Source organism: Coleofasciculus sp. E1-EBD-02 (assembly GCF_040218245.1).
GTDB lineage: Bacteria > Cyanobacteriota > Cyanobacteriia > Cyanobacteriales > Coleofasciculaceae > Coleofasciculus.
In genome coordinates this window covers 1-19,301 of record NZ_JAVJQN010000146.1, presented here as the reverse complement: position 1 = coordinate 19,301, position 19,301 = coordinate 1, and the positions used below count along the sequence as shown (strand labels likewise).

General features: G+C 44.9%; 17 protein-coding genes. 6 read left to right on the top strand and 11 right to left on the bottom strand.

Annotated features, from left to right (window positions below; translation table 11 throughout):
• Nucleotides 1-489: 489 nt before the first annotated feature.
• The 3 genes from RIC07_RS23090 (at nt 490) to ndk (ending at nt 3,473) form a co-directional block, all read left to right on the top strand.
• The gene (locus RIC07_RS23090) at nt 490-1,488 is read left to right on the top strand and encodes a hypothetical protein (RefSeq protein WP_446396555.1); all 999 of its coding nucleotides are present in this window, start codon (nt 490-492) and stop codon (nt 1,486-1,488) included.
• Nucleotides 1,489-1,691: 203 nt separating this feature from the next.
• Nucleotides 1,692-2,774 carry a hypothetical protein gene (locus RIC07_RS23085; protein ID WP_446396579.1) on the top strand — a complete coding sequence of 361 codons (1,083 nt, stop codon included), beginning with the start codon at nt 1,692-1,694 and terminating at the stop codon, nt 2,772-2,774.
• Nucleotides 2,775-3,023: 249 nt separating this feature from the next.
• Entirely contained in the window at nt 3,024-3,473 is a 450-nt protein-coding gene (ndk, locus tag RIC07_RS23080) for a nucleoside-diphosphate kinase (protein WP_446369912.1), read from the top strand.
• 31 nt (nt 3,474-3,504) lie between these two features.
• On the opposite strand, the gene RIC07_RS23075 is transcribed toward ndk, so the two are convergent.
• The gene (locus RIC07_RS23075; RefSeq protein ID WP_446396554.1) at nt 3,505-3,705 is read right to left on the bottom strand and encodes a hypothetical protein; all 201 of its coding nucleotides are present in this window, start codon (nt 3,703-3,705) and stop codon (nt 3,505-3,507) included.
• Nucleotides 3,706-3,710: 5 nt separating this feature from the next.
• Here RIC07_RS23075 and RIC07_RS23070 point away from each other — a divergent pair, with 5 nt between their 5' ends.
• Complete coding sequence (locus tag RIC07_RS23070; RefSeq protein ID WP_446396553.1) at nt 3,711-6,176, top strand: CHASE2 domain-containing protein; 2,466 nt, start codon at nt 3,711-3,713, stop codon at nt 6,174-6,176.
• Complete coding sequence (locus RIC07_RS23065; protein WP_446396552.1) at nt 6,163-6,834, top strand: DUF928 domain-containing protein; 672 nt, start codon at nt 6,163-6,165, stop codon at nt 6,832-6,834. The genes RIC07_RS23070 and RIC07_RS23065 overlap by 14 nt, the downstream gene beginning before the upstream one ends.
• Nucleotides 6,835-6,848: 14 nt before the next feature.
• Here RIC07_RS23065 and RIC07_RS23060 read toward each other — a convergent pair whose 3' ends face one another.
• The 3 genes from RIC07_RS23060 to RIC07_RS23050 all read right to left on the bottom strand — a co-directional run bounded on the left by RIC07_RS23060 (nt 6,849) and on the right by RIC07_RS23050 (nt 9,777).
• Complete coding sequence (locus tag RIC07_RS23060; RefSeq protein ID WP_446396551.1) at nt 6,849-7,763, bottom strand: vitamin K epoxide reductase family protein; 915 nt, start codon at nt 7,761-7,763, stop codon at nt 6,849-6,851.
• Between the two features lie 128 nt (nt 7,764-7,891).
• Complete coding sequence (locus RIC07_RS23055; RefSeq protein ID WP_446374406.1) at nt 7,892-8,662, bottom strand: peptidase; 771 nt, start codon at nt 8,660-8,662, stop codon at nt 7,892-7,894.
• A 377-nt stretch (nt 8,663-9,039) separates the two neighbouring features.
• The gene (locus RIC07_RS23050) at nt 9,040-9,777 is read right to left on the bottom strand and encodes a DUF4230 domain-containing protein (RefSeq protein ID WP_006100967.1); all 738 of its coding nucleotides are present in this window, start codon (nt 9,775-9,777) and stop codon (nt 9,040-9,042) included.
• 211 nt (nt 9,778-9,988) lie between these two features.
• On the opposite strand from RIC07_RS23050, the gene RIC07_RS23045 reads away from it, so the two are divergent.
• A complete protein-coding gene (locus tag RIC07_RS23045) occupies nt 9,989-11,014 on the top strand; it encodes a hypothetical protein (RefSeq protein WP_446396550.1) in 1,026 nt (341 codons plus the stop codon).
• Between the two features lie 51 nt (nt 11,015-11,065).
• Here the strand turns inward: RIC07_RS23045 and RIC07_RS23040 are convergent, their stop codons facing one another.
• From RIC07_RS23040 to RIC07_RS23010, 7 genes are all read right to left on the bottom strand, one after another.
• The gene (locus RIC07_RS23040) at nt 11,066-11,317 is read right to left on the bottom strand and encodes a hypothetical protein (RefSeq protein WP_446396549.1); all 252 of its coding nucleotides are present in this window, start codon (nt 11,315-11,317) and stop codon (nt 11,066-11,068) included.
• A gap of 143 nt (nt 11,318-11,460) precedes the next feature.
• Nucleotides 11,461-11,586: a hypothetical protein gene (locus RIC07_RS23035; protein WP_446396548.1), complete on the bottom strand. Its 126-nt coding sequence runs from the start codon at nt 11,584-11,586 to the stop codon at nt 11,461-11,463.
• A 1-nt stretch (nt 11,587) separates the two neighbouring features.
• Complete coding sequence (locus tag RIC07_RS23030; RefSeq protein ID WP_446396547.1) at nt 11,588-12,250, bottom strand: Uma2 family endonuclease; 663 nt, start codon at nt 12,248-12,250, stop codon at nt 11,588-11,590.
• Nucleotides 12,251-12,293: 43 nt separating this feature from the next.
• Entirely contained in the window at nt 12,294-13,133 is an 840-nt protein-coding gene (locus tag RIC07_RS23025; protein WP_446396546.1) for an SWIM zinc finger family protein, read from the bottom strand.
• 184 nt (nt 13,134-13,317) lie between these two features.
• Nucleotides 13,318-16,503 carry a DEAD/DEAH box helicase gene (locus RIC07_RS23020; RefSeq protein ID WP_446396545.1) on the bottom strand — a complete coding sequence of 1,062 codons (3,186 nt, stop codon included), beginning with the start codon at nt 16,501-16,503 and terminating at the stop codon, nt 13,318-13,320.
• A gap of 255 nt (nt 16,504-16,758) precedes the next feature.
• Nucleotides 16,759-17,301 (bottom strand): 1,2-dihydroxy-3-keto-5-methylthiopentene dioxygenase, encoded by a 543-nt coding sequence (locus tag RIC07_RS23015; RefSeq protein ID WP_446396544.1) that lies wholly within the window; start codon nt 17,299-17,301, stop codon nt 16,759-16,761.
• Nucleotides 17,302-17,573: 272 nt separating this feature from the next.
• A complete protein-coding gene (locus RIC07_RS23010) occupies nt 17,574-18,932 on the bottom strand; it encodes a tetratricopeptide repeat protein (protein ID WP_446396543.1) in 1,359 nt (452 codons plus the stop codon).
• Nucleotides 18,933-19,301: the final 369 nt, after the last annotated feature.

The following is a 19,301-nucleotide window of genomic DNA, read 5'->3' as shown; positions in this document are numbered from 1 at the left end:
GTGATTACTTGATGATCAACTGCTTCCGCACGGGTAAAGTGTTAGAAGCTTATGCACCAGGACTTTATTCTCATCGTTAGAACGTTATTAAGTTAGAACATATCCATAGATTCAGAGTAGGGACACAACATGTCCTGTATAAGCTGTGAGGTACACAGACAGATCCCCGACAACTCCTACGAAGTCGGGGATCTTGCTTAAGGCTGTACCTCATCAACCACCAAATCTGCTGTATCTGCTAAATTTCGGCAAATTCTCAATATATCTCTAATTTACGCTGTCTGAGTGCTGCTTGCTGGACTTGACAGTCGTAGAAGAATCTGACTATACTGTTTATAGTACAAATGTACTAAATGCGAACTAGGCGATCGCGAGTCCAGTGAACAGCCCTAAACACCCAGATCACACCCATACCCAAACCCTAAAGGCTAACCTAGGGAACATGCGATCGCGGATTAATGTAAGTTATTGAGAATAAGGAGACTAATTGTGGTTGCAACAAAAGACAGCAAAGACCAAATTTTTAAAGCCTTTGAGCAAATCCTGAACCAACGCAAAACCATTGACTCCAAAATCGCCACGAAGGAAGAAGAAGCTGAAAAACAGAAAAATCAACAGGTTCTAGACGTCGCCTCAACCTACACCGTTGATAGTATTGTCAAAGGACTCGCAGATTTACAATTAGACTTTGGCACAATTATTAATCAACTCTCGGAAAAATTAACCAGCGAATCAGCAAAAGGGGATCAACTCAAGTTAGCTATTCAGGTAGAAACGCAGCAATTACAATACTTGCAACAAATTCGCGTCGTCGCTGATGCTTTGCATATTCTCACCCAAGAACACCAAGAAAACCTGAAACGTCTTGAACAAACCACCACAGAACAGCGTCAGTCAATTGAGAAAGATAAAGCCGATAAGCACAAATCCTGGTTAAAAGAACAGGCGGAATTTGAGCAGAAGATTCAGGAAGAAGCTGAATCATTAGCCAAAGAGCGACAACAGCAAGAATCTGACTATACTTACCAACTAGAACGTCAGCGCAAAATTGAGGCTGATGAATACGAAACCTTAAAACGTAACCAAGAACGAGAACTGCGCGAAGCCAACCAAGAAAAAGAAAAACATTGGTCGGAACGGGAAAAGATTCTGCAAGAGCGTCAGCCTCTATTTAAAGACTATCAGCAAAAAGTTGATAATTTCCCCAAAGACTTAGACGAATCGGTGAAAAAAGCCAGGGAAGAGGCGATTAAAGACGTTCACCAAGACGCCAAAGTCAAAGCTGAGTTACTGGATAAAGAATGGGAAGCCAATAAGCAAAGTTATGAGTTCAAAGTTCAATCCCTGGAAGAAACAATTCAAAAGCAGACTGAACAAATTAATCAACTCTATGCTCAGTTGCAGGATAGCCTCAAGCAGTCTCAGGCGTTGGCAATGAGAGCGTTTGATAGTTCGACAAATAATAATGAACAAAAAACTAAAGCCTAAACCAATTATGTAGGGGCGGGTTTTACCGATAACGTTTTGCACAAAACCGATAACTTAACTAAACCCGCCCCTCTAGGGTAAGCAGGTTGGTAGCAGCGGGTTTTACCGATAACGTTTGGGAGAAAACCGATAACGTAACTAAACCCGCCCTAACCCAACCCTTAACTTATCATTCATCACAACTCAAAATAACCCAGGTAAGAATTATGGCAAGCAAACCCAATAGCAAAAACACCAAAGCTGAAATTCTCGAATCTTATGAAGAATTATGGAAAGAGCGGAAAGAGTTAGAAAGTAAACTAAAACAACTTCAGAAAGAGGTCAAAAATAACGGCGCGTCCCCAAATGGTCAGCACGCTGGAATCGTGAGTAAAAAGCTGTCTACCGCTTCCGATAAAATGACAGCAACAATGGATTGTCTGGTTGAGTTGCAAGTTGGATTTGGGGGAGCGGTGAGTGAGTTATCGGAAAAACTCACGACTGAAGCCGCAAGTTTACAAGAATTGCGCCAAGCGGTTGCCGAAGAAACACAACAGCTTGAAGCTTTATATGATTTAGACGACATTGAAGAAGATACGCTGGATGAGTTAATTGAAACTTACGAAGAAAACTCCAAAGCCTTTGAAGCCGAACTCAGTCAACAGCGAGAGGCATTAGAACAAGAAATTCAGGACTTGCGTCAAGCTTGGCAAAAAGAGCAAGCTGAACATCAACAGGCAATTAAGGAGCGGAATGAAGACCATCAAAGAAGTCGTCAACGGGAGGAGCAAGAGTACAAGTATGATTTGGAATTACGTCGTAATTTAGATCAGGATACTTACGAACAGCAGCAGAAAACGCTGTACAAGGAATTGGAAGAAGCCAATCAAGCGCAACAACAGCAATGGGAGGAACGAGAAAAGGCGATCGCACAACAGGAGAAGACGTTTGATGAGTTAAAATCTAAGGTAGACGCCTTTGACCAAGAGAAGGAAGCGGCGGTTAAGAAAGCCAAAGAACAAGGAAAGGCGATCGCGAATAATCAAGTTAAAGTTAAGGCAGATTTACAACAGTTAGAAATCGACGGACAAAAGCGGTTCTATGACCTACGGATTGAATCGCTGCAAGAAACCATTGAAAACCAAGAAGCCCGCATTGAAAATCTCTCCAAACAACTGGATGCGGCGCTGAAACAGGTGCAAGATTTAGCAGTTAAGGCAATTGAAGGAACCTCAAATTCCAATTCTTATCAGGCGCTGAAAGAAATCGCCTTAGAACAGGCTAAAGGACAAACCAAGAACAAGTAAACCAACGGGTAACAGCACATCTGGAATTTGTAGAGACGTTCCATGGAACGTCTCTCGCCTTGCTGAAACATGATACCAAATCCGCCTTTGTAACCTTTATACCTTGAGTCCTGTTGCCTGTTGCCTGTTGCCTGTTGCCTTGTCCCTACCATCTATTTAGTTGACCCAGATTTAGTCGAATTGGGCGATGGACACGAATATGGTCTAATCTGGGTTTGGTAATTTGTAAAAAATGTTGAGGAGAGAAACTTGGAGCGGACATTTCTGATGATTAAGCCAGATGGCGTCCAGCGTAATCTGGTGGGTGAAATTATCCAACGGCTGGAAACAAAAGGCTTTACCCTGGTGGGACTCAAGCTGATGAGTGTTAGCCGGGAACTGGCTGAACAACATTATGCAGTTCACAAAGACAAGGGATTTTTTGCTGGACTCATTGAATTCATCACCTCTGGTCCGGTTGTGGCAATGGTTTGGGAAGGAGAGGGGATTATCGCCTCCGCCCGGAAAATCATTGGTGCAACTAATCCCCTCAGCGCTGAACCGGGAACGATTCGGGGTGATTTTGGCGTTACCGTTGGTCGCAACCTGATTCATGGTTCCGATGGACCAGACACGGCTAAAGAGGAAATTAAGCTTTGGTTTAAGGAAGAGGAACTGGTAAGTTGGCAACCAACCATCAATCCTTGGATTTACGAGTAAGGATTTGATCAATTTATTGTTTGTCGGGGTACTAAAGGCTAAAGCCCCGACTACGAACGACGAACGACGAACGAACCAACGCACCCAAAATTGAATCGGGCGCACGTCTGTGCGCCCCTACGGTTTCTGGTCTAATAGTTAATAAGTTGACATTCTCCCTTGCATATCCCCCTGATGGCTGAGAGATAGAATCAATAAACGAGGCATCTTGGTTGCCAATTGGCGATTTCATCGACTATGACTCCCAACCGTTTTGTGTTCTATCTCAAAGTGCAGCGCGTCGAACAGGCTTGTCTGTTTGAGTTGTCCTGGGGACGAGGACAACAAATTGGTGTGACTGTACCCTATCCAGAAACCCTAACCACACTGTATCAGGAGTGGAGTTCAGTCTATCTGAGTTTCTATAAGCAGGCGCTGCGAGGGCGGGTGTCTCAAATGGGGAACTTGAGGAAACCACCCATCGATTGGCACGCTAAATTGGTTCAAGCTGAGGCAAAGTTACTCTACGAGTTTCATCAATGGTTGCGGCGAGGGGAGTTGTTTGAACTTCGTTCTCGTATCGTTCAGGCGGTTCGAGATCAGGGGACGAAAGATACTACCCCGATTATCGAAATTTTTATTACCTGTAATCCCCTAGAACTCGCCCGATTACCCTGGGAAGCTTGGGAAATTGGCACCGAGTTTGCGGTACAGGGTCAAATTCATATCCTGCGGACACCTCTGACGATTCAAGGGACAACGGTGACACCGAGGCGGCGGCGACGGGCGCGGGTTTTGGTGATTTGGGGAGATGATACCGGATTAAATTTTAACGCGGATCAAGAGGCGGTGCGATCGCTCTCTGGAATTGCTGAGGTTGTGTTTGTCGGTTGGCAACCGGGACAGGAAACGGATGCATTAAAAACGGAAATTGTCAAGCACATTACCGATGAACGCGGCTGGGATATCTTATTTTTCGCAGGTCATAGTAATGAAACTATCTTAACCGGAGGAGAGTTTGCGATCGCGCCGGGAGTGTCTCTGAATTTCAGTGAAATCGCCACCCCCCTGAAAATCGCCAAGGAACGCGGCTTACAGTTTGCCCTGTTTAATTCCTGTAATGGACTCAGTTTAGCCAATTCCCTGATTGATTTGGGCTTTCCTCAGGTGGCGGTGATGCGAGAACCGATTCACAATCAAGTCGCCCAAGAATTCCTGGTGCAGTTTCTGCAACGGTTAGCCCAGTTTCATGATGTGCAAGAATCTCTGCGGGCGGCTTGTCAGTATCTCAAATTAGAAAAGCATCTCACCTATCCCAGCGCCTATCTAGTTCCCTCCCTATTTCGCCATCCTGACGCCCCCCCATTTCGCTTAGAACCCACAGGCTGGAAGCAACGGGTCAAGCGTTGGTTACCAACCAAACCCGAAGCGATCGCACTTTTGGTTCTCATGTTTCTTAGTTTACGCCCTGGGGTGCAAGATTTTCTACTGGAACGGCGGGTTTGGATGCAGTCGGTTTATCGGAATATTACTGAACAGCTTCCTACAGAGAAATCTCCCTCTGTTCTCTTAGTGCATATTGATCGCGAGTCTCTCATCCATGCCAATATTGATGCACGCCGCATTAATCCCATTGACCGCACCTATTTAGCCCGTCTTATTGATCAGCTTACTGCATTAGATGCCAAAGTTATTGGCTTAGATTATCTCCTGGATAGTCCCACCGATGAAGATGATGTTCTGGCGCAGTCTATTCAGCAATCCATTGACAAAAAACAAACCTGGTTAGTCTTTGCTTCGGCAAAAACTGGGAACGAAGAACTGGGAATCATTGATAGTCTCGCCCACCCTAATTGGAGTTTAGAGGCTTATATTAATGCGCCGCTTTGGTATACCAAACTTCTCTCCCCTAATGCCAATTGTGCCGATAGTTGTTCCTTTGCCTATTTATTAGCCCTCGCCCACGCCGCCAATCAAACCCCTAATCCGAATTTACCCCAACCGCAGCGATTAACCGAGACCGATTCATCGGCAAATTTCCGCACCCGATTCATTCACTATTTAGACAACAATCCTGCACCCAATCCCCTCACGGAATTTTTGCATCCGTTGCGTCTTCCTGCAATTACAAACCCATCGCGAAATTTCCAACAACTTTGGTTATATCCAATTATTGATTTTTCCATTCCCCCGGATTATGCGTATCAAACAATTGCCGCTTGGGAGTTACTAGAAAATACCGAGAATGCACCAACAGCGGCACAATTAAACCAGCAAGTTGTCCTGATTGCAGCAGGCGGATATGACCAAGCTGGGGTAACCGATGGAGGGAGTGATAACTTTCCCATTCCTATGGCTGTAGACTATTGGCGATCGCAAAATCCGCACCTGAATTATCCCCCTGTATATACAGGGGGCGAATCTCATGCCTATACCATGCACCAATTATTAAGCCAGCGATTAGTAATTCCAATACCAGATTTATGGATGGTTGGTATTGCGGCATTTCTCGGTAAAGGAATGGTGTTACTCCTCAGTGAACGCCAACAAATTCGGACAGGACAAGGGTTGCTACTATTAACCAGTGCCACCGCTATTTATGGAATCATTAGCTTACAGGTTTATATTTCCGCCGCCCTATTGGTTCCCTTGTTTTTACCATCAGTTACAATTTGGATTTACGCACTATCTATTTTTTGGAGACGATTGAATGGTGAATCTTAACGGAATACAGTGTTTATTTTGGACAACTTGTCTCGTTTTATCTACAGCAAAACTAGCGCTAACTGCCCCGATTCATCCCGATGTATCCTGGAGAACCATTCGCCAAGATTTGTTAAATCGCAAAGAAGATCCGCCCTTAGGCTCACGACCCGTTGACCTTTGCCTAATTACACCAGAATACCATAGAAATTCAGCCACACTTTGGCATAATCGCCCCGTATTTGTTTGGCAAGGAAAAATCGGTGAAATTGGTATTCGTCAGGCAAATAGTGAGCAAGTGATTTGGCGTCAACCGATTGCAGCGAGTGATACAGACGGCGTGAATCGTGTGGCTTATACAGGAGATCCCTTAGAACCTGGTCAAACTTACCACTGGGTCATTTTTGATCAGGCAGACGATAGCCAACCTATACGATTTATACCCTTTACCGTCTTAGATGGTAAACAGCGCGATCGCATTCGGGTGCGATTGATTATTTTAGCCGCACAATTGAAGGAAAAAGGGGCAACGACTGAAGAAATGGCATTAGAACGAGCCAATTATTTCAGTAAACAGCAACTTTGGTCAGATGCGTTGCAAGAAGTATATCGGGTAGATAATCCCTCTGCTGAACTTCGGGATATAATGGGGGAACTTTCCACTCAATTGTGTTCATAAGTTCCGTGAACAGATCAATAAGGAAACTCGTACTTAAACGCCTCTGAACCCTGATAACCGGAAATATCTGCCAATCGGTCTAATGGTTGTACCCCTGAATAAAACTGTCCCTTAATTTCCCAGGTGGGAACTCCTTTAATATTAGCGGCTTTACAGCGTTCGGGTTGGGCATTCTTGCCACGAGGATGACATTCAATGTAATCAATTTGATTAAATGCCGCTTGACCAAAAAGTTGTTTTTGTTCGTGACAATGAGGGCAAGTAAATGCACCATACATCTTTGCCCCTACAGTGTTCAAATGACGTGCCAACGTGAGTTCAGCCGCACCGGAGATATGGGTAATGGGTGGAGCGGATTCTCCTGTCGCAGCGCTAGCGCTAGGAACCTGAGTATAGACTCCCACTATCCCCGTGAACGTCAGCAAACCAACCGCCAATCCTGTCAGCGTAACTTGTCCAATATCTTGCCAATCATGACCGATGGTAGTCCACAGAAATAGGATTAAGGACAACAGCGCCGAGGCGATGCAGTAGGGACAAACTCCCTTGACAATAAACAGCATCACGTACATCAGATAGCCGCTACTCACCAGCATACAGGTGGTAATTGCCAGCATAACCAGCCAACTGGATTGCACCCACTCGGATGGCAAGGATTTAATCGCTAAGGGTGCTAGGGAAACCCCTAACAAAGTGGTATAGCCAAGAAATCCAAATAGGGGGAGAGGGAGTCCAAAAACCTGGGCATAAGGACTTTCTAGCACCGCCTGACAGCCATGGGTGGGACAAATCTCCGCCGCTTTTCCCAACCATTCAACCACGGTGAGGAATGCTGTCTCCAGCATTCCCAAAACCGCGATCGCTCCAATCCAATATCGGTTTGTTAGTTGTCCTTTGTCATTTGTCATTTGTCCTTTGTCATTTGTCATTTGTCATTTGTCATTTGTCATTCGTCATTTGTCATTCGTCATTTGTCATTTGTCAGGGAATGGGGAATAGGGAATGGGCAATGGGCAATGGGCAACACCTCGGCTTCGCTCGGTGTATCATGGGGAATTTAATCAATCAGAATATCTTCTTGTTGATTATCCTCTACTGGATGCTGCCATTCAATATTTGGCATGGATTCAAATGCCCGTCGTAACGAATCTTCCCACAATTTGCGAATCTTTGCCAGATAGGGATCACCTAAGCGCAGTTGCAGTTTCTGGCGAGCCATAAATGTGCCAGCTTCATACATGACCAAGTTAATCGGGGGTCCGACTGAAATATTCGATTTCATGGTTGAATCGATAGACAGCAGAGCGCACTTGGCAACAGCCTCTAGGGGCATATCATAAGTGAGAGTTCGGTCGAGAATGGGTTTGCCATACTTGGTTTCGCCAATTTGCAAAAACGGCGTTTCCAGCGTGGCTTGAATAAAATTACCTTGGGTGTAAATCAGATAGAGTTGCGGTGCTTCGCCGCGAATTTGACCCCCGACTAACAAACTACAGTTAAAATCAATGCGATCGCGTTCTAACCAAGGACGGTCTTGATCTTGAATTTGTCGCAGTTTGCTGCCAATATAACGAGTCACTTCATACATATTCGGGAGGGAGTGAATATTCAGTTCTTCCTGACTCTGTAGATCCCGATGTAACCGATTGATCACCCCTTGGGTAATCGAAAGGTTTCCCGATGTACATATAACAATCGCTCGTTCTCCTGGCAGGGAAAAATCAAAAAGCTTATTGTAAGTAGAAATATAGTCTACTCCGGCATTGGTGCGAGAGTCTGCCGCTAAGACTATACCAAAACGGTTAATAATACCCAGACAGTAAGTCATTGCCAAATTACGTCCTCTTCAATTCGACTGAGAACCCGATGTAAACACCAGGGTTCACCTCCATTCGCCAATTGATGGCATGGCGTAGACTGATGTTGCCTGGACTGGATTAGCGAATTGTCCCTTTGGTAAGGTTTTATACTACTCCTACGCATCTTCATTGGTATATTTACAAGTCCTCTGATTCCAGGGTAATCCTCCTGAGGGACTTCTGGGACAAAAAATTGATCCTTGGTCATTTGTCATTGGTCATTTGTCATTTGTCATTGGTCATTGGTCATTGGTCATTTGTCATTGGTCATTTGTCATTTGTCATTTGTAAAGACACCTATCTCCCAGACGTGCCATGGCACGTCTCTACATTGCTCCCTATCTACTCAATTACCAGGCTGAGAGGCTAACGCCGCCGACTGACAAGTACCAGGTACAGGGGATTGAGTATTTACCTCCACCTGTTTATATCCGGCTGTCGTCAACAACTGACTCACAACCAGTTCGGCGCGTTCGTTGGCTTTGTCTAATACCCCTTGCTCACAGGCATTGAATACAATTTTCTTTAAGGTTTCTTGTTGCGCCAACATCTGCAACTGGGGTGCTGTATCAGGTCCTAATCCCAAGAATCCGCGATCGTAGTCATACACCTGAGACCGATTTACGTCAATTTTGCTATCTAAAATTTTGGGGGGTGGCAGTTGAAGTTGCAGCGTATCATTGACAGTTTGCACATTTTCTGGTTTGAGTTCTGCCAAATCGACACCAGCCCGCACCTCACCATAAGCAATATAAAGGAGTGTGGTTTCTGCGATCGGATACCCTGCCAACGTCCGAGCTTGACGAGTCGGAACCACCGCCTCCATCGTAAACACCGCCGTGGTTAAGTCGCTAGCCTCCCGCACTTGCTGGACAATCAAGGAGCGCACATCAACTTCGGGTGCGGGTTGAGGGGTGCTAAACAGCGTCGTCACTTGCCCCAAAAAACGAGACCCGGTGCGCCATACCCCAATGCCAAAAATCAGGGCGACAACTACCGTAGCGCCTGTTGTCATTAGCATCAGGTTTCTCAGTATCCCGAACTTATGGGGACTAATCTGATATTTGTCAAATGGATTATTCATCGCACTGCTCCTTCAACCGGGCTGTCTGGGTGTCTCTAAGTATAAGATTAGCGCTTTGGCAGAAGAACGTAGCCCCTACAATTAGATAAAGGCGGGTTGTGTTGAACAATTATTGGCGGGTAAGCTAGCGTTAATGTCTAAACCCACCCCTACAATTGATTCTAAAACCACGCCTACGATTGACTTCTTTAGCTAAACAAGGGTTGTCGCCATGGGTTTCAGATTCATTAAACCAGTTCAACGAGTCCTACTGAGTACAGCGTTACTTTCTCTGGGATTCTGGAGTTCCCCGGTATACGCTCAAGCCTCTGATGCTCAAGTTTCAGCGCTTGTGGAAGCCCTGCGACTAGCCGCACCGCAAACAGGGAGGGCAGATGATGGACTCTATAGCGACTGGCAAATTAAACCAGGTAACATTCCCCGGTGGTCAAAGCAATGTATTGGACGAGAACTTTCACCGACCGATTTTGAAGCCAGTCCGGTTACGGCGCGGGCTATCTTGGTTTGCGTGATGCGGGATGTATTGAATGAGCAGTATCGCGCCAGTAATAATAATGAGTCGGTGGCAATACAACGAGCAGCCGCTTGGTGGATGACTGGGGATGGGAGTCAATATAATAGCATTCCTGAAAACTCTTACACCTACACTTACATTCAGAATGTGCTGAAAAATTACCAACAACAACGCCGCAATCCCCAGACACAACAACCTGCAACTCCCACTCAACCCACCCCGACTCCCTCGGCGGCAAAACCAGCATCGTCTGCTCAACCGATGGAAAGTCAATCGTCAGCCGCCTCTCAGCCTCAAGCCGCCGCCCGTTCCGCCGCTAATAACGCGATTTCTGATACAAAAGTCGCTGCTTTAGTGGAAGCACTACGACGCGCCGCACCACAAACAGGAATCGAAAATGATGGACTTTACAGTGATTGGCAAATTAAACCAGAAAATATTCCCCGTTGGTCAAATCAATGTATTGGAGAGGAACTAACACCCGCCGATTTTGCAGCGAGTCCGGCGACTGCCCGTACTATTTTAGTTTGTGTGATGGGAGATGTGTTTAATGAACAGTATGAGGCGAGTGGTAACAATGAGACAGTAGCGGTACAGCGAGCGGCGGCTTGGTGGATGACGGGTGATCCCCAGCAATATAATCAGGGTTCCACGGCGGATTATACTCAACGAGTTTTGAATTTTTATCGGCAATCTTTTTTGAAGTTATTCCCCCATTTGTAAGTAGGGGTTGCTGAATAAGTGCTGTTAGTATCGAGCAAGTACATAAGGGGGTTAGTTCAAGTCATCAAAATTTATGGGTTGCCCTAAATCAGCATGACGTTCTCTATCTATATCAGTGAAAATTTCGGCAATTTCCTGATTGTCTTTCCACACTCCAATGATAGCTTGTAGTTTCTCCCACTTTCCCTCTGGGTCAGTTGTTAAGTTATCGGGAATTTCGATACAAATTTCTAGTCCCTCTGGGATAGGTAGTTGTTCGGCAAGTTCAATCGTTTTGCCGCGTATGATTCCTTTTATTTTCATTATTTTTACTCCAATTTGAACGATTTACTTAGAATTGGGTAATTGGTAGTGTGGGCAATGTAATCCCTTGAATGGATTTCCCCCATTCTCATAATATAGCAACCCTAAATAGGATGCGACTATTAAAAACCCTGAAACCTTTGCTATACATTGGTTTCATTTTCAAAAATTGCCAGAACCAATTTAGGAACGCTATATACCTGCTGGTTTAATAACTCCACAGGCATAATTTTTTTGATGAAAACTTTAGGACGGTTAGGGGTAGTCATCTTAATCCTCTGGTAATTCGCCAAAACGTTCTTGATAACGGGCTAATTGTTCTTCAGGTGTTAAATAACGGACACCCTGCTGATTGTACCAATACAACGCTTCAATCTCTAGTTCACCATCTTGGTAAGGCGCACGTCCAATCCCTAAGCCAACTTCTGGCATCCAGTAAGGTTCACCAATTTGCAGTTGATACTCTCCCTCTACTAAGCGGTAAACCTCAAAAGGTTGATGCCTATCTCGCTGCCAATAATCGGGGTTATAAACTAGATAATATAAAACTCCCAAGTTGGCATAAATTCCCATCTTCGTATCGTATTCTCCCCCCGGTGTTCGCGATGCCACTTCTAAGACAAAAATCGGAACAACACCATTTTCTTCCCAAACGACATAGCTTTTCCTCTGTCTACCTTGCCGATGACGTTCAACCCCTAAACTCAAAAAGCCATCGGGAACTACAGGAACCAACGGACTAACTCCTGTGGTGTGATAAATTCCCATATCCACCCCAAAAAACCAATCTGTTCGCTTCCCCCAAATAAACTTTAGTAAAAATAACAGTAAGTTTGGAATAAAATTTTGATTCTCGTTATCCACAGGCGTATCATCGGAACAAGGCAATTCAGCACTTGTTGGTAGGCGTAATTTCGGATCGTATTGTAACATAATTAACATCCCTTTAAATCTTTCGGCTTGTAACTTCTCTTTTTCAGAGGCTCTCTTTATTTTTAGTCCGCACTCGCTGATACACCTGTTCCATTGCTTCAATAAACGAACTATCCTTGTGCCAAAAGGGTGGAATATCTCCGGCTTTTTTAATCAAAATGGCAGGAATATTCACAGTTGCATCCATCTCCACCATTGAGGGTAATCGTTTTTCTCCCAACCAGAACTCCTTCTGATTCACAGATGATGGTGGTGGCATTTTTTCTGGCTGGGTATAGTAAGATTGGGCGGGTTCTATGGCGGCTTCCTGATCCTGTAAGGCTTGGGATAACACCTGACCTAAAGGGGATTTAGCCAGTTCTTGCTGTAGCTTTTCTGGCGATAAACCTCTGAGTTCAAAGAGTAAAAATGGGTTAGCGTCTAATTCGTTGGCGACTAAGTAATACACCCCGGCAATATGTTTACAGGGATTTGACCAGTCGGGACAGGAACAATGGGTGGTAAAGTCAGAACGGCTTTTGGGTAACAATTGAAGGTTGACATCGGCAAATGCTTCTTCAATATTATCTGGCATCTCATTCATGAGTAGTTTAGAGACAAAACTTGCCTTAGATGACAAATTCGCGATCGCCTTTGACCAAGATGCTGCTGAAATTGGTTTTATTTCAATGGTTGTGGTGTACAATGGTTCGTTATAAACGCCAAAATAGGGATTAATTGACCCCCTCACTTTTGCGGTTATTTTACCCTGAATAATTTTATACTCTTTAATCTTACCCCCACTGGCATAAGAACGCCCTCGTCCCAGTCTACCGGAGTCGGTAAAGGATTCTAAGGCATCAATAAAACGTTTGCCCCACCAGGTTCGGCTGAATCTAGACATTCTGCATGACTCCTAAGTTTAATAGCACTTGTCGGCTGACACAGTTAAAATTGTGGGATAGATTTGACTGTGGAATTGGGCGCAAGCCTTGCGCCCCTACAATTCTACTCCACCAATTAAGGTGTGCCACGCCGCCATCGTTGGTATTGCCCACCAAAATTAACTCAAATTCCCCCTCCTAACTTTATAAAATAGCGGCTTGATTCAAAGCAATCAACTGTTTAAACCGTTCATTATCCAGTTCCGTTAACCATGACTCATCCGCCCCGACAATCGCCCCCGACAATTTTTTCTTCTCTTCAATCATCTGATCAATCCGTTCTTCTAACGTACCTAATGCCACAAATTTATGCACAAAAACATTCTTCTTTTGACCAATCCGGAAAGCGCGGTCAGTGGCTTGATCTTCAACGGCGGGGTTCCACCAACGGTCAAAATGGAAAACGTGATTGGCTTTAGTTAAGGTGATGCCGACACCCCCAGCTTTCAGGGATAAAATAAACGCCGAAGGTTCAGTGTCGGGGTCTTGAAATGCCGTAATCATTTGCTCTCGTTTTGTCCGACTGATGCCGCCATGAATATAATAAGTGTTGTAATGCAAGGTCTGTTTCAGATAGTTGGTTAGGGCGCTACCAATGTCCGTAAATTGGGTGAAAACCAGCAAACTTTCCCCTTCCGCATTCACCTCCTCAATCATTTCGATCAGGCGTTCTAATTTATGCGATCGCGTGGGCGAGAATTCGCTGTTATCTTGGAGAAACTGGGCTGGATGATTACAAACTTGTTTGAGTTTCAGTAGGGTTGACAAAATTAACCCTTTGCGGTTTATTCCTTCAGCGTCTTCCAGTTTTGCCTCCACATCTTTGACCACGGCTTCATATAACGAGGCTTGTTCTTGGGTAAGCTGACAATACTGTTTGTGTTCAAGTTTATCTGGTAAATCTTTAATAATCTGTTTGTCTGTCTTCACTCGTCGTAGAATCAACGGTTGAACTAACTGTTTTAACACGATCGATTGTCGGCGGTTATTGTCTTTTTGAATCGGCAGTTCAAAAGCTTTACGAAACTGGGCTTGTTTGCCTAAATAGCCGGGATTGAGAAAGTTGAAAATTGACCAAAGGTCTAATAAACGGTTTTCTATTGGGGTTCCGGTTAACGCTACACGATGATGGGCGGGTAATTTGAGAATCGCTTTGGTTTGGGCGGCTTTGGGATTTTTAATGTTTTGGGCTTCATCGAGAACTAAACGGTGCCAAGTTACACGTTTAAACAGTTTTTCGTCTTTGCGGGCGAGGGTGAATGAGGTAATGATTACATCAAGGGTTTGGCTAGCTGATTTAAACTCCTTTTCGGTTTTAATTCGGTTACTGCCATGATGCACTAAGGTACGCAAATGAGGAGCAAATTTTTCAATCTCTTTTTGCCAATTCCCCACCACAGAAGTTGGCGCAATTAACAGGGTAGGGGATACCGAAGACTCGGTTTCCCGTTCCTTGACTAACTGGGCAATAATCTGAATCGACTTACCCAAGCCCATATCATCGGCTAGACAGCCATTAAGTCCCAATTGTTCTAAATATTGCAGCCAAGATACACCGCGTTTTTGATACTCCCTTAATGTTCCTTTTAAGTGGGCGGGATTGTCAATCGGTTCCAGTCGGCTGGGGTTATTCAAGCACGCCATCATTTGACCTAAGATAGCATCATGTTCGACTTCTATCTCTGTGTCAGCTTCGCTGGTTTTCTTGAGCAACTCCAGCAGTGTCATTTCTGCCGTTTCTTCCTGGTGGGATTGCCAAAAGTCCAGCATTTGCTGCATCTTATTTTTATCGAGTTCAATCCACTGACCTCGAAACTGGACTAAAGGCGTTTTTGCCGCCACTAACTGTTGCCATTCCTTAGGCGTAACCACTTGACCGCCGATGGAGAGTTGGTAGTGATATTGAATAAGGGTATCCAGATTAAAATAACCCTTACTCGCGGCTTTTGTAGACTGAGAGGTTTTCGGGGAAGCCTTGAGGCGCAGCTTGGCACGTTGACGCCCGGAGGGAGTCCACCAAGCGGGAATAATGACTTTATATCCGGCATCTTCTAGCACCCACGCTTGTTCTTTGAGAAAGGTGAATGCCTCTTCTAAGGTAAGGTTTAACCCTGTGGGTTGGTCGGTTTCCAAACCGCGCCAAATTTGCGGGTAAATTCGGGCAGCATAACCGAGATTTAGGAGTAAGGTTTTCTCGAACTCTTGACCAAATTGTTGATAAACGGTGGCTTTCTTTTTTTTACTCAGAGTCCAATAGTCGGCAACTGCTAGTTTCAGGGAGGGGTCTTTTTTAGAGGCAACAATAAACTGAATCTGCCAGGAGTCGGAAGACTCTGCTGCTGGGTCTTCTAATTGAAAACAAAGATGGAAAGTGGAGGTATCAGATCCTCCCCTAATTTGTTGTTTCCAACTTGACCATTGTTTATAGAGGTCTAATGCCCGTTCAGGGGCTTGGGCTAGGGGAGTTTGTGAGGAATAGAGGCAATCGGTAATCAGAGAATGATTAATTCTTTTATCCAAAACAGCCGGGATTGGGGTATTGGTAACAATCTCCGTCAGCAAACATTCAGAAAAATGCCGCAGTAACGTTTCTTTGGCGTAAAATTCGATCGGTTCGGGGGGACTGGCGTAACCGGATACACAGGCAAGGGGCATATAGTCTTGATAATAGTCAATCGTCTCTTCATAGTGATCCGATATAATTTGCCAACCTGGATAAAGTTCAAATAACTGAGTTTTGGCGCTGCGTTTACGTTTGCTTTTGGGTGGGGGTAATTCCCTGTATTTCAGCGCTGGAATATATTGGTCTTTGAGGATAACTTGTTTAAATGACTGGGTGTAGTGATACCAAAAAAGTAAATCAGACCCCAGTTGCAGTTCTGCGGGATTGTAGAGGGCAATAAAATGCAGGTCATTTAAGCATTTAATCACGGGGGCGATTGCGCCAGATTTACGTCCAGATGTTTGGTAAACTGGGCTAATCTGATAACAATCAATTGTCCAGATATGCCACTCCACAGATTCTGGCAATTCAATTTCCAGATAGCGGCTTAATTCCGGTGATGGAAGCGGTTGTCCGTGAGTTGTGGGCAGAATAAAGTATTGGGGGGTAATCTGATCCTGAATCGGGTTAGATGAGGTTGGGGAAATGCCGAGTTCATTCACCAGAAGGTTGGTTAAATCCGCTTGGGTTAATTGAGCCGGATGCGTATTGCGGTGGGCAGTTTTATGGGGAGAAGGGGTATCCGTTTCCACCCACAGATAAAACGCGCCCGTTTGGATGAATGCGTCAGAGGTTTGGGGAATCCAGGTGCCATGGAGAATTTTCATGACGAGATGCTGACTGGGTTAGGTTGGAACGTAACGGTTGAGGGAATGATACCAAATTGGGAGCGGTATTATCAATAAACAGTATTAAGGATAATGGCACTGAAATGAGCATTAGGAAATCGTAAGCCCACATTCCGCACTTCAACGGCAAAGGACGCACATCGGCAAAGGGCGCACGTCAGTGCGCCCCTGCGGTTTCCGGATGAAATTTTAATCCATAAAATTAGGTGTGCTATGTCCATACCGGGGCGAAATTTACGCCTCAAAATTAATTTCCGTGCCCGTATATTCCGGAACCCACCCTTCTGTTGTGGTGAAATAACGCACCGCTTTCACCCGTCGAGATGGCGTTAAATGAAACCAATGTTCCGTATTCGCCGGGACATTAATATATTCTTCAGGCTGCACCGTTAATTCCACCTGGGAACCATCGGGACGCACAAACCCAAACACCCCTTCACCCGCGACAATGTAGCGCACTTCATCATCGGTGTGGTAATGACAACGGTCAAATTTAGATAGCATTGTGTCCAGATTGGGGATATCGGGATGCAGCACAATTAAATCGCGAGACTGATAACCTGCGGTTTGTTTCAGATGTTCAAAATAGTTATCCAACGCTTGCAGAATTTGTTCCTTTTCTTCATCAGTTAAGGAATCTTGCGCCAACAGGCGGCGAATCTCTGAATTATCGCCAACTGACCAATGATTCAGTTTCACATTCAGGGCGGCTAATTCCTGGGTAATGTCGTTGAGTTGAGTGTAGGTTGTACCATCTTGAAGTTGTAAGATTGCCATAGCGTAGTTCTCCTTTGGGGTTCGTTCGTAGTCGGGGCTTTAGCCCCTGATCCGATGATTTTTCTGTGCCTAAAGCTAATCTATCGTTCGTAGTCGGGGCTTTAGCCCCTGATCCGATGATGTTTCTGTACCTAAAGCTAATCTATCGTTCGTAGTCGGGGCTTTAGCCCCTGATCCGATGATGTTTCTGTACCTAAAGCTAATCTATCAAATTCGGTGTACCACAGGACTAGAGGCTGATAAACTCTTTAATCACTGAATTACTGATAACCTTAATCCCTGTCCTCTTGAATCAACGCTTGAAATCGTGGATCTTGGCGAATGTTATCCAATTCAGCATCCGTTTTTGCCATCTCTCGGTATTGATCAGGATTCAGCGTGATGGCTTGTTGCAGGTTTTCTAAGGCTATATCAATTTGGTTTTGCAACGCCAAATAGCAAGCTTTGTTGTAAAATGCATTATCGTAATCCGGTTTAATTTCTAGGGCTTTATTACAGGAAATAATTGCTTCTTCTATTCGTCCTAACTTATACAGAACAAAACCTCGGTTATCCCAGGCTTGATAGTCATCAGGTTTAAATTGTAAGGCTTTATCGTAGCTAGCGATCGCTTCTTTTGTTCGTCCTAACTTTCTCAAAGCAATACCCCGACTGTTCAAGGCATCAGGGTAATCAGGTTTAAATTGTAAGGCTTTATCGTAGCTAGCGATCGCTTCCTGTAATCTTCCTAAATTAAATAGGGCAATACCCCGGTTGTTCCAAGCATCATCTTTATCAGGTTTAAATTGTAAGGCTTTATCGTAGCTAGCGATCGCTTCTTCAAATTTTCCTAGCTCAAACAGGGCATTACCCCGGTTGTTCCAGGCTTGATACAAATCAGGTTTAAATTGTAAGGCTTTATCGTAGCTAGCGATCGCTTCCTCTAATCTTCCTAACTTTCTTAGGGCAATACCCCGGTTGTACCAGGCAGCGTGAGAATCGGGGGCAATATCTAACGCTTTTTCCCAGCAAACAATTGCGTCTACCAAATCCCCAGCCATAGCTTTCTGATATCCTTGGTTCCACCAAAACTCATCTTCCCCTTGAGATAATTCGGCTAAAGCCAACTCACCTCGAGTCTCTAATTTAAACAAGCCAGAACGCCAATCATAGAAGTCGGGTGCGCGGCGGTTGAAATAGGTGAGGGCAAATTTGGGTAAGAGAAAAACGAAACAGATATTAAAATGGTCGCGAAATGATTCTCGTTGTAGGTTCAGATGTCCGAATAAACGCGGCACATAAAACAATGAATAGTTGCGACGTTCTGTATTATATTTAATTGTCTTTTCATAGTCATAAATCGAATGCTCTAGCCCTTGAATAAATAAGATATCGATACTATCCCGATTCGGTAACGCGGCGATTTCGGTATAGAGATTCTCAATCGGTTCAGTGAGACGTAAAACCTCGATTCTTTTTTGCGGTAAATCTTTCCTAACATCCTCAATTAATTTATCGGCTGTGGCGGGAGTACAGTCAACAAACAGCAAACCAAACCCTTCTGTCCAACTCAAAGAACGCCGCAGGGCTTCATATTCGTCCTCGGCGTCGCCCTTGTCGTCTTCATCCCATTCGGTCAAGTTTCGGATCATTGCTGTGATGCTGATATATTCTGTTCAGATACCGTAGGGGCGCACCGACGTGCATTGGTGTCAACTTAAGCTCAACCCCTCACCCCCAGCCCCTCTCCCACGCCAGCCCTCACCCCCAGCCCCTCTCCCAAGCTTGGGAGAGGGGAGCAAGAGGGGAGTAAGAGAATCCGGTTCCCCTTCTCCCCAGGTCCGGAGTTGGGGTTAGGGGATGAGGGGGAAAATGTCAAGGAGTAGATAGACACAGCTTAAAACCTTACCAGCATTGGTTTTCTACCTTAAGTTGACACGGATGACCGACGTGCGCCCGGTTTAATTGTCAAATTTATGCCACTATTTTACCAAAATATCAGGTGGGCATTACCCACCCTA

What these genes read in the sequence shown, in the direction of transcription:
- RIC07_RS23020 (WP_446396545.1), bottom strand. Translation starts at nt 16,503, where the DNA reads ATGAAAATTCTCCATGGCACCTGGATTCCCCAAACCTCTGACGCATTC.
- RIC07_RS23050 (WP_006100967.1), bottom strand. Translation starts at nt 9,777, where the DNA reads ATGAATAATCCATTTGACAAATATCAGATTAGTCCCCATAAGTTCGGG.
- RIC07_RS23010 (WP_446396543.1), bottom strand. Translation starts at nt 18,932, where the DNA reads ATGATCCGAAACTTGACCGAATGGGATGAAGACGACAAGGGCGACGCC.
- RIC07_RS23030 (WP_446396547.1), bottom strand. Translation starts at nt 12,250, where the DNA reads ATGTTACAATACGATCCGAAATTACGCCTACCAACAAGTGCTGAATTG.
- RIC07_RS23060 (WP_446396551.1), bottom strand. Translation starts at nt 7,763, where the DNA reads ATGACAAATGACAAAGGACAAATGACAAATGACAAAGGACAACTAACA.
- RIC07_RS23075 (WP_446396554.1), bottom strand. Translation starts at nt 3,705, where the DNA reads ATGAAATCGCCAATTGGCAACCAAGATGCCTCGTTTATTGATTCTATC.
- RIC07_RS23040 (WP_446396549.1), bottom strand. Translation starts at nt 11,317, where the DNA reads ATGAAAATAAAAGGAATCATACGCGGCAAAACGATTGAACTTGCCGAA.
- RIC07_RS23035 (WP_446396548.1), bottom strand. Translation starts at nt 11,586, where the DNA reads ATGACTACCCCTAACCGTCCTAAAGTTTTCATCAAAAAAATTATGCCT.
- RIC07_RS23025 (WP_446396546.1), bottom strand. Translation starts at nt 13,133, where the DNA reads ATGTCTAGATTCAGCCGAACCTGGTGGGGCAAACGTTTTATTGATGCC.
- RIC07_RS23055 (WP_446374406.1), bottom strand. Translation starts at nt 8,662, where the DNA reads ATGACTTACTGTCTGGGTATTATTAACCGTTTTGGTATAGTCTTAGCG.
- RIC07_RS23070 (WP_446396553.1), top strand. Translation starts at nt 3,711, where the DNA reads ATGACTCCCAACCGTTTTGTGTTCTATCTCAAAGTGCAGCGCGTCGAA.
- RIC07_RS23045 (WP_446396550.1), top strand. Translation starts at nt 9,989, where the DNA reads ATGGGTTTCAGATTCATTAAACCAGTTCAACGAGTCCTACTGAGTACA.
- RIC07_RS23015 (WP_446396544.1), bottom strand. Translation starts at nt 17,301, where the DNA reads ATGGCAATCTTACAACTTCAAGATGGTACAACCTACACTCAACTCAAC.
- RIC07_RS23065 (WP_446396552.1), top strand. Translation starts at nt 6,163, where the DNA reads ATGGTGAATCTTAACGGAATACAGTGTTTATTTTGGACAACTTGTCTC.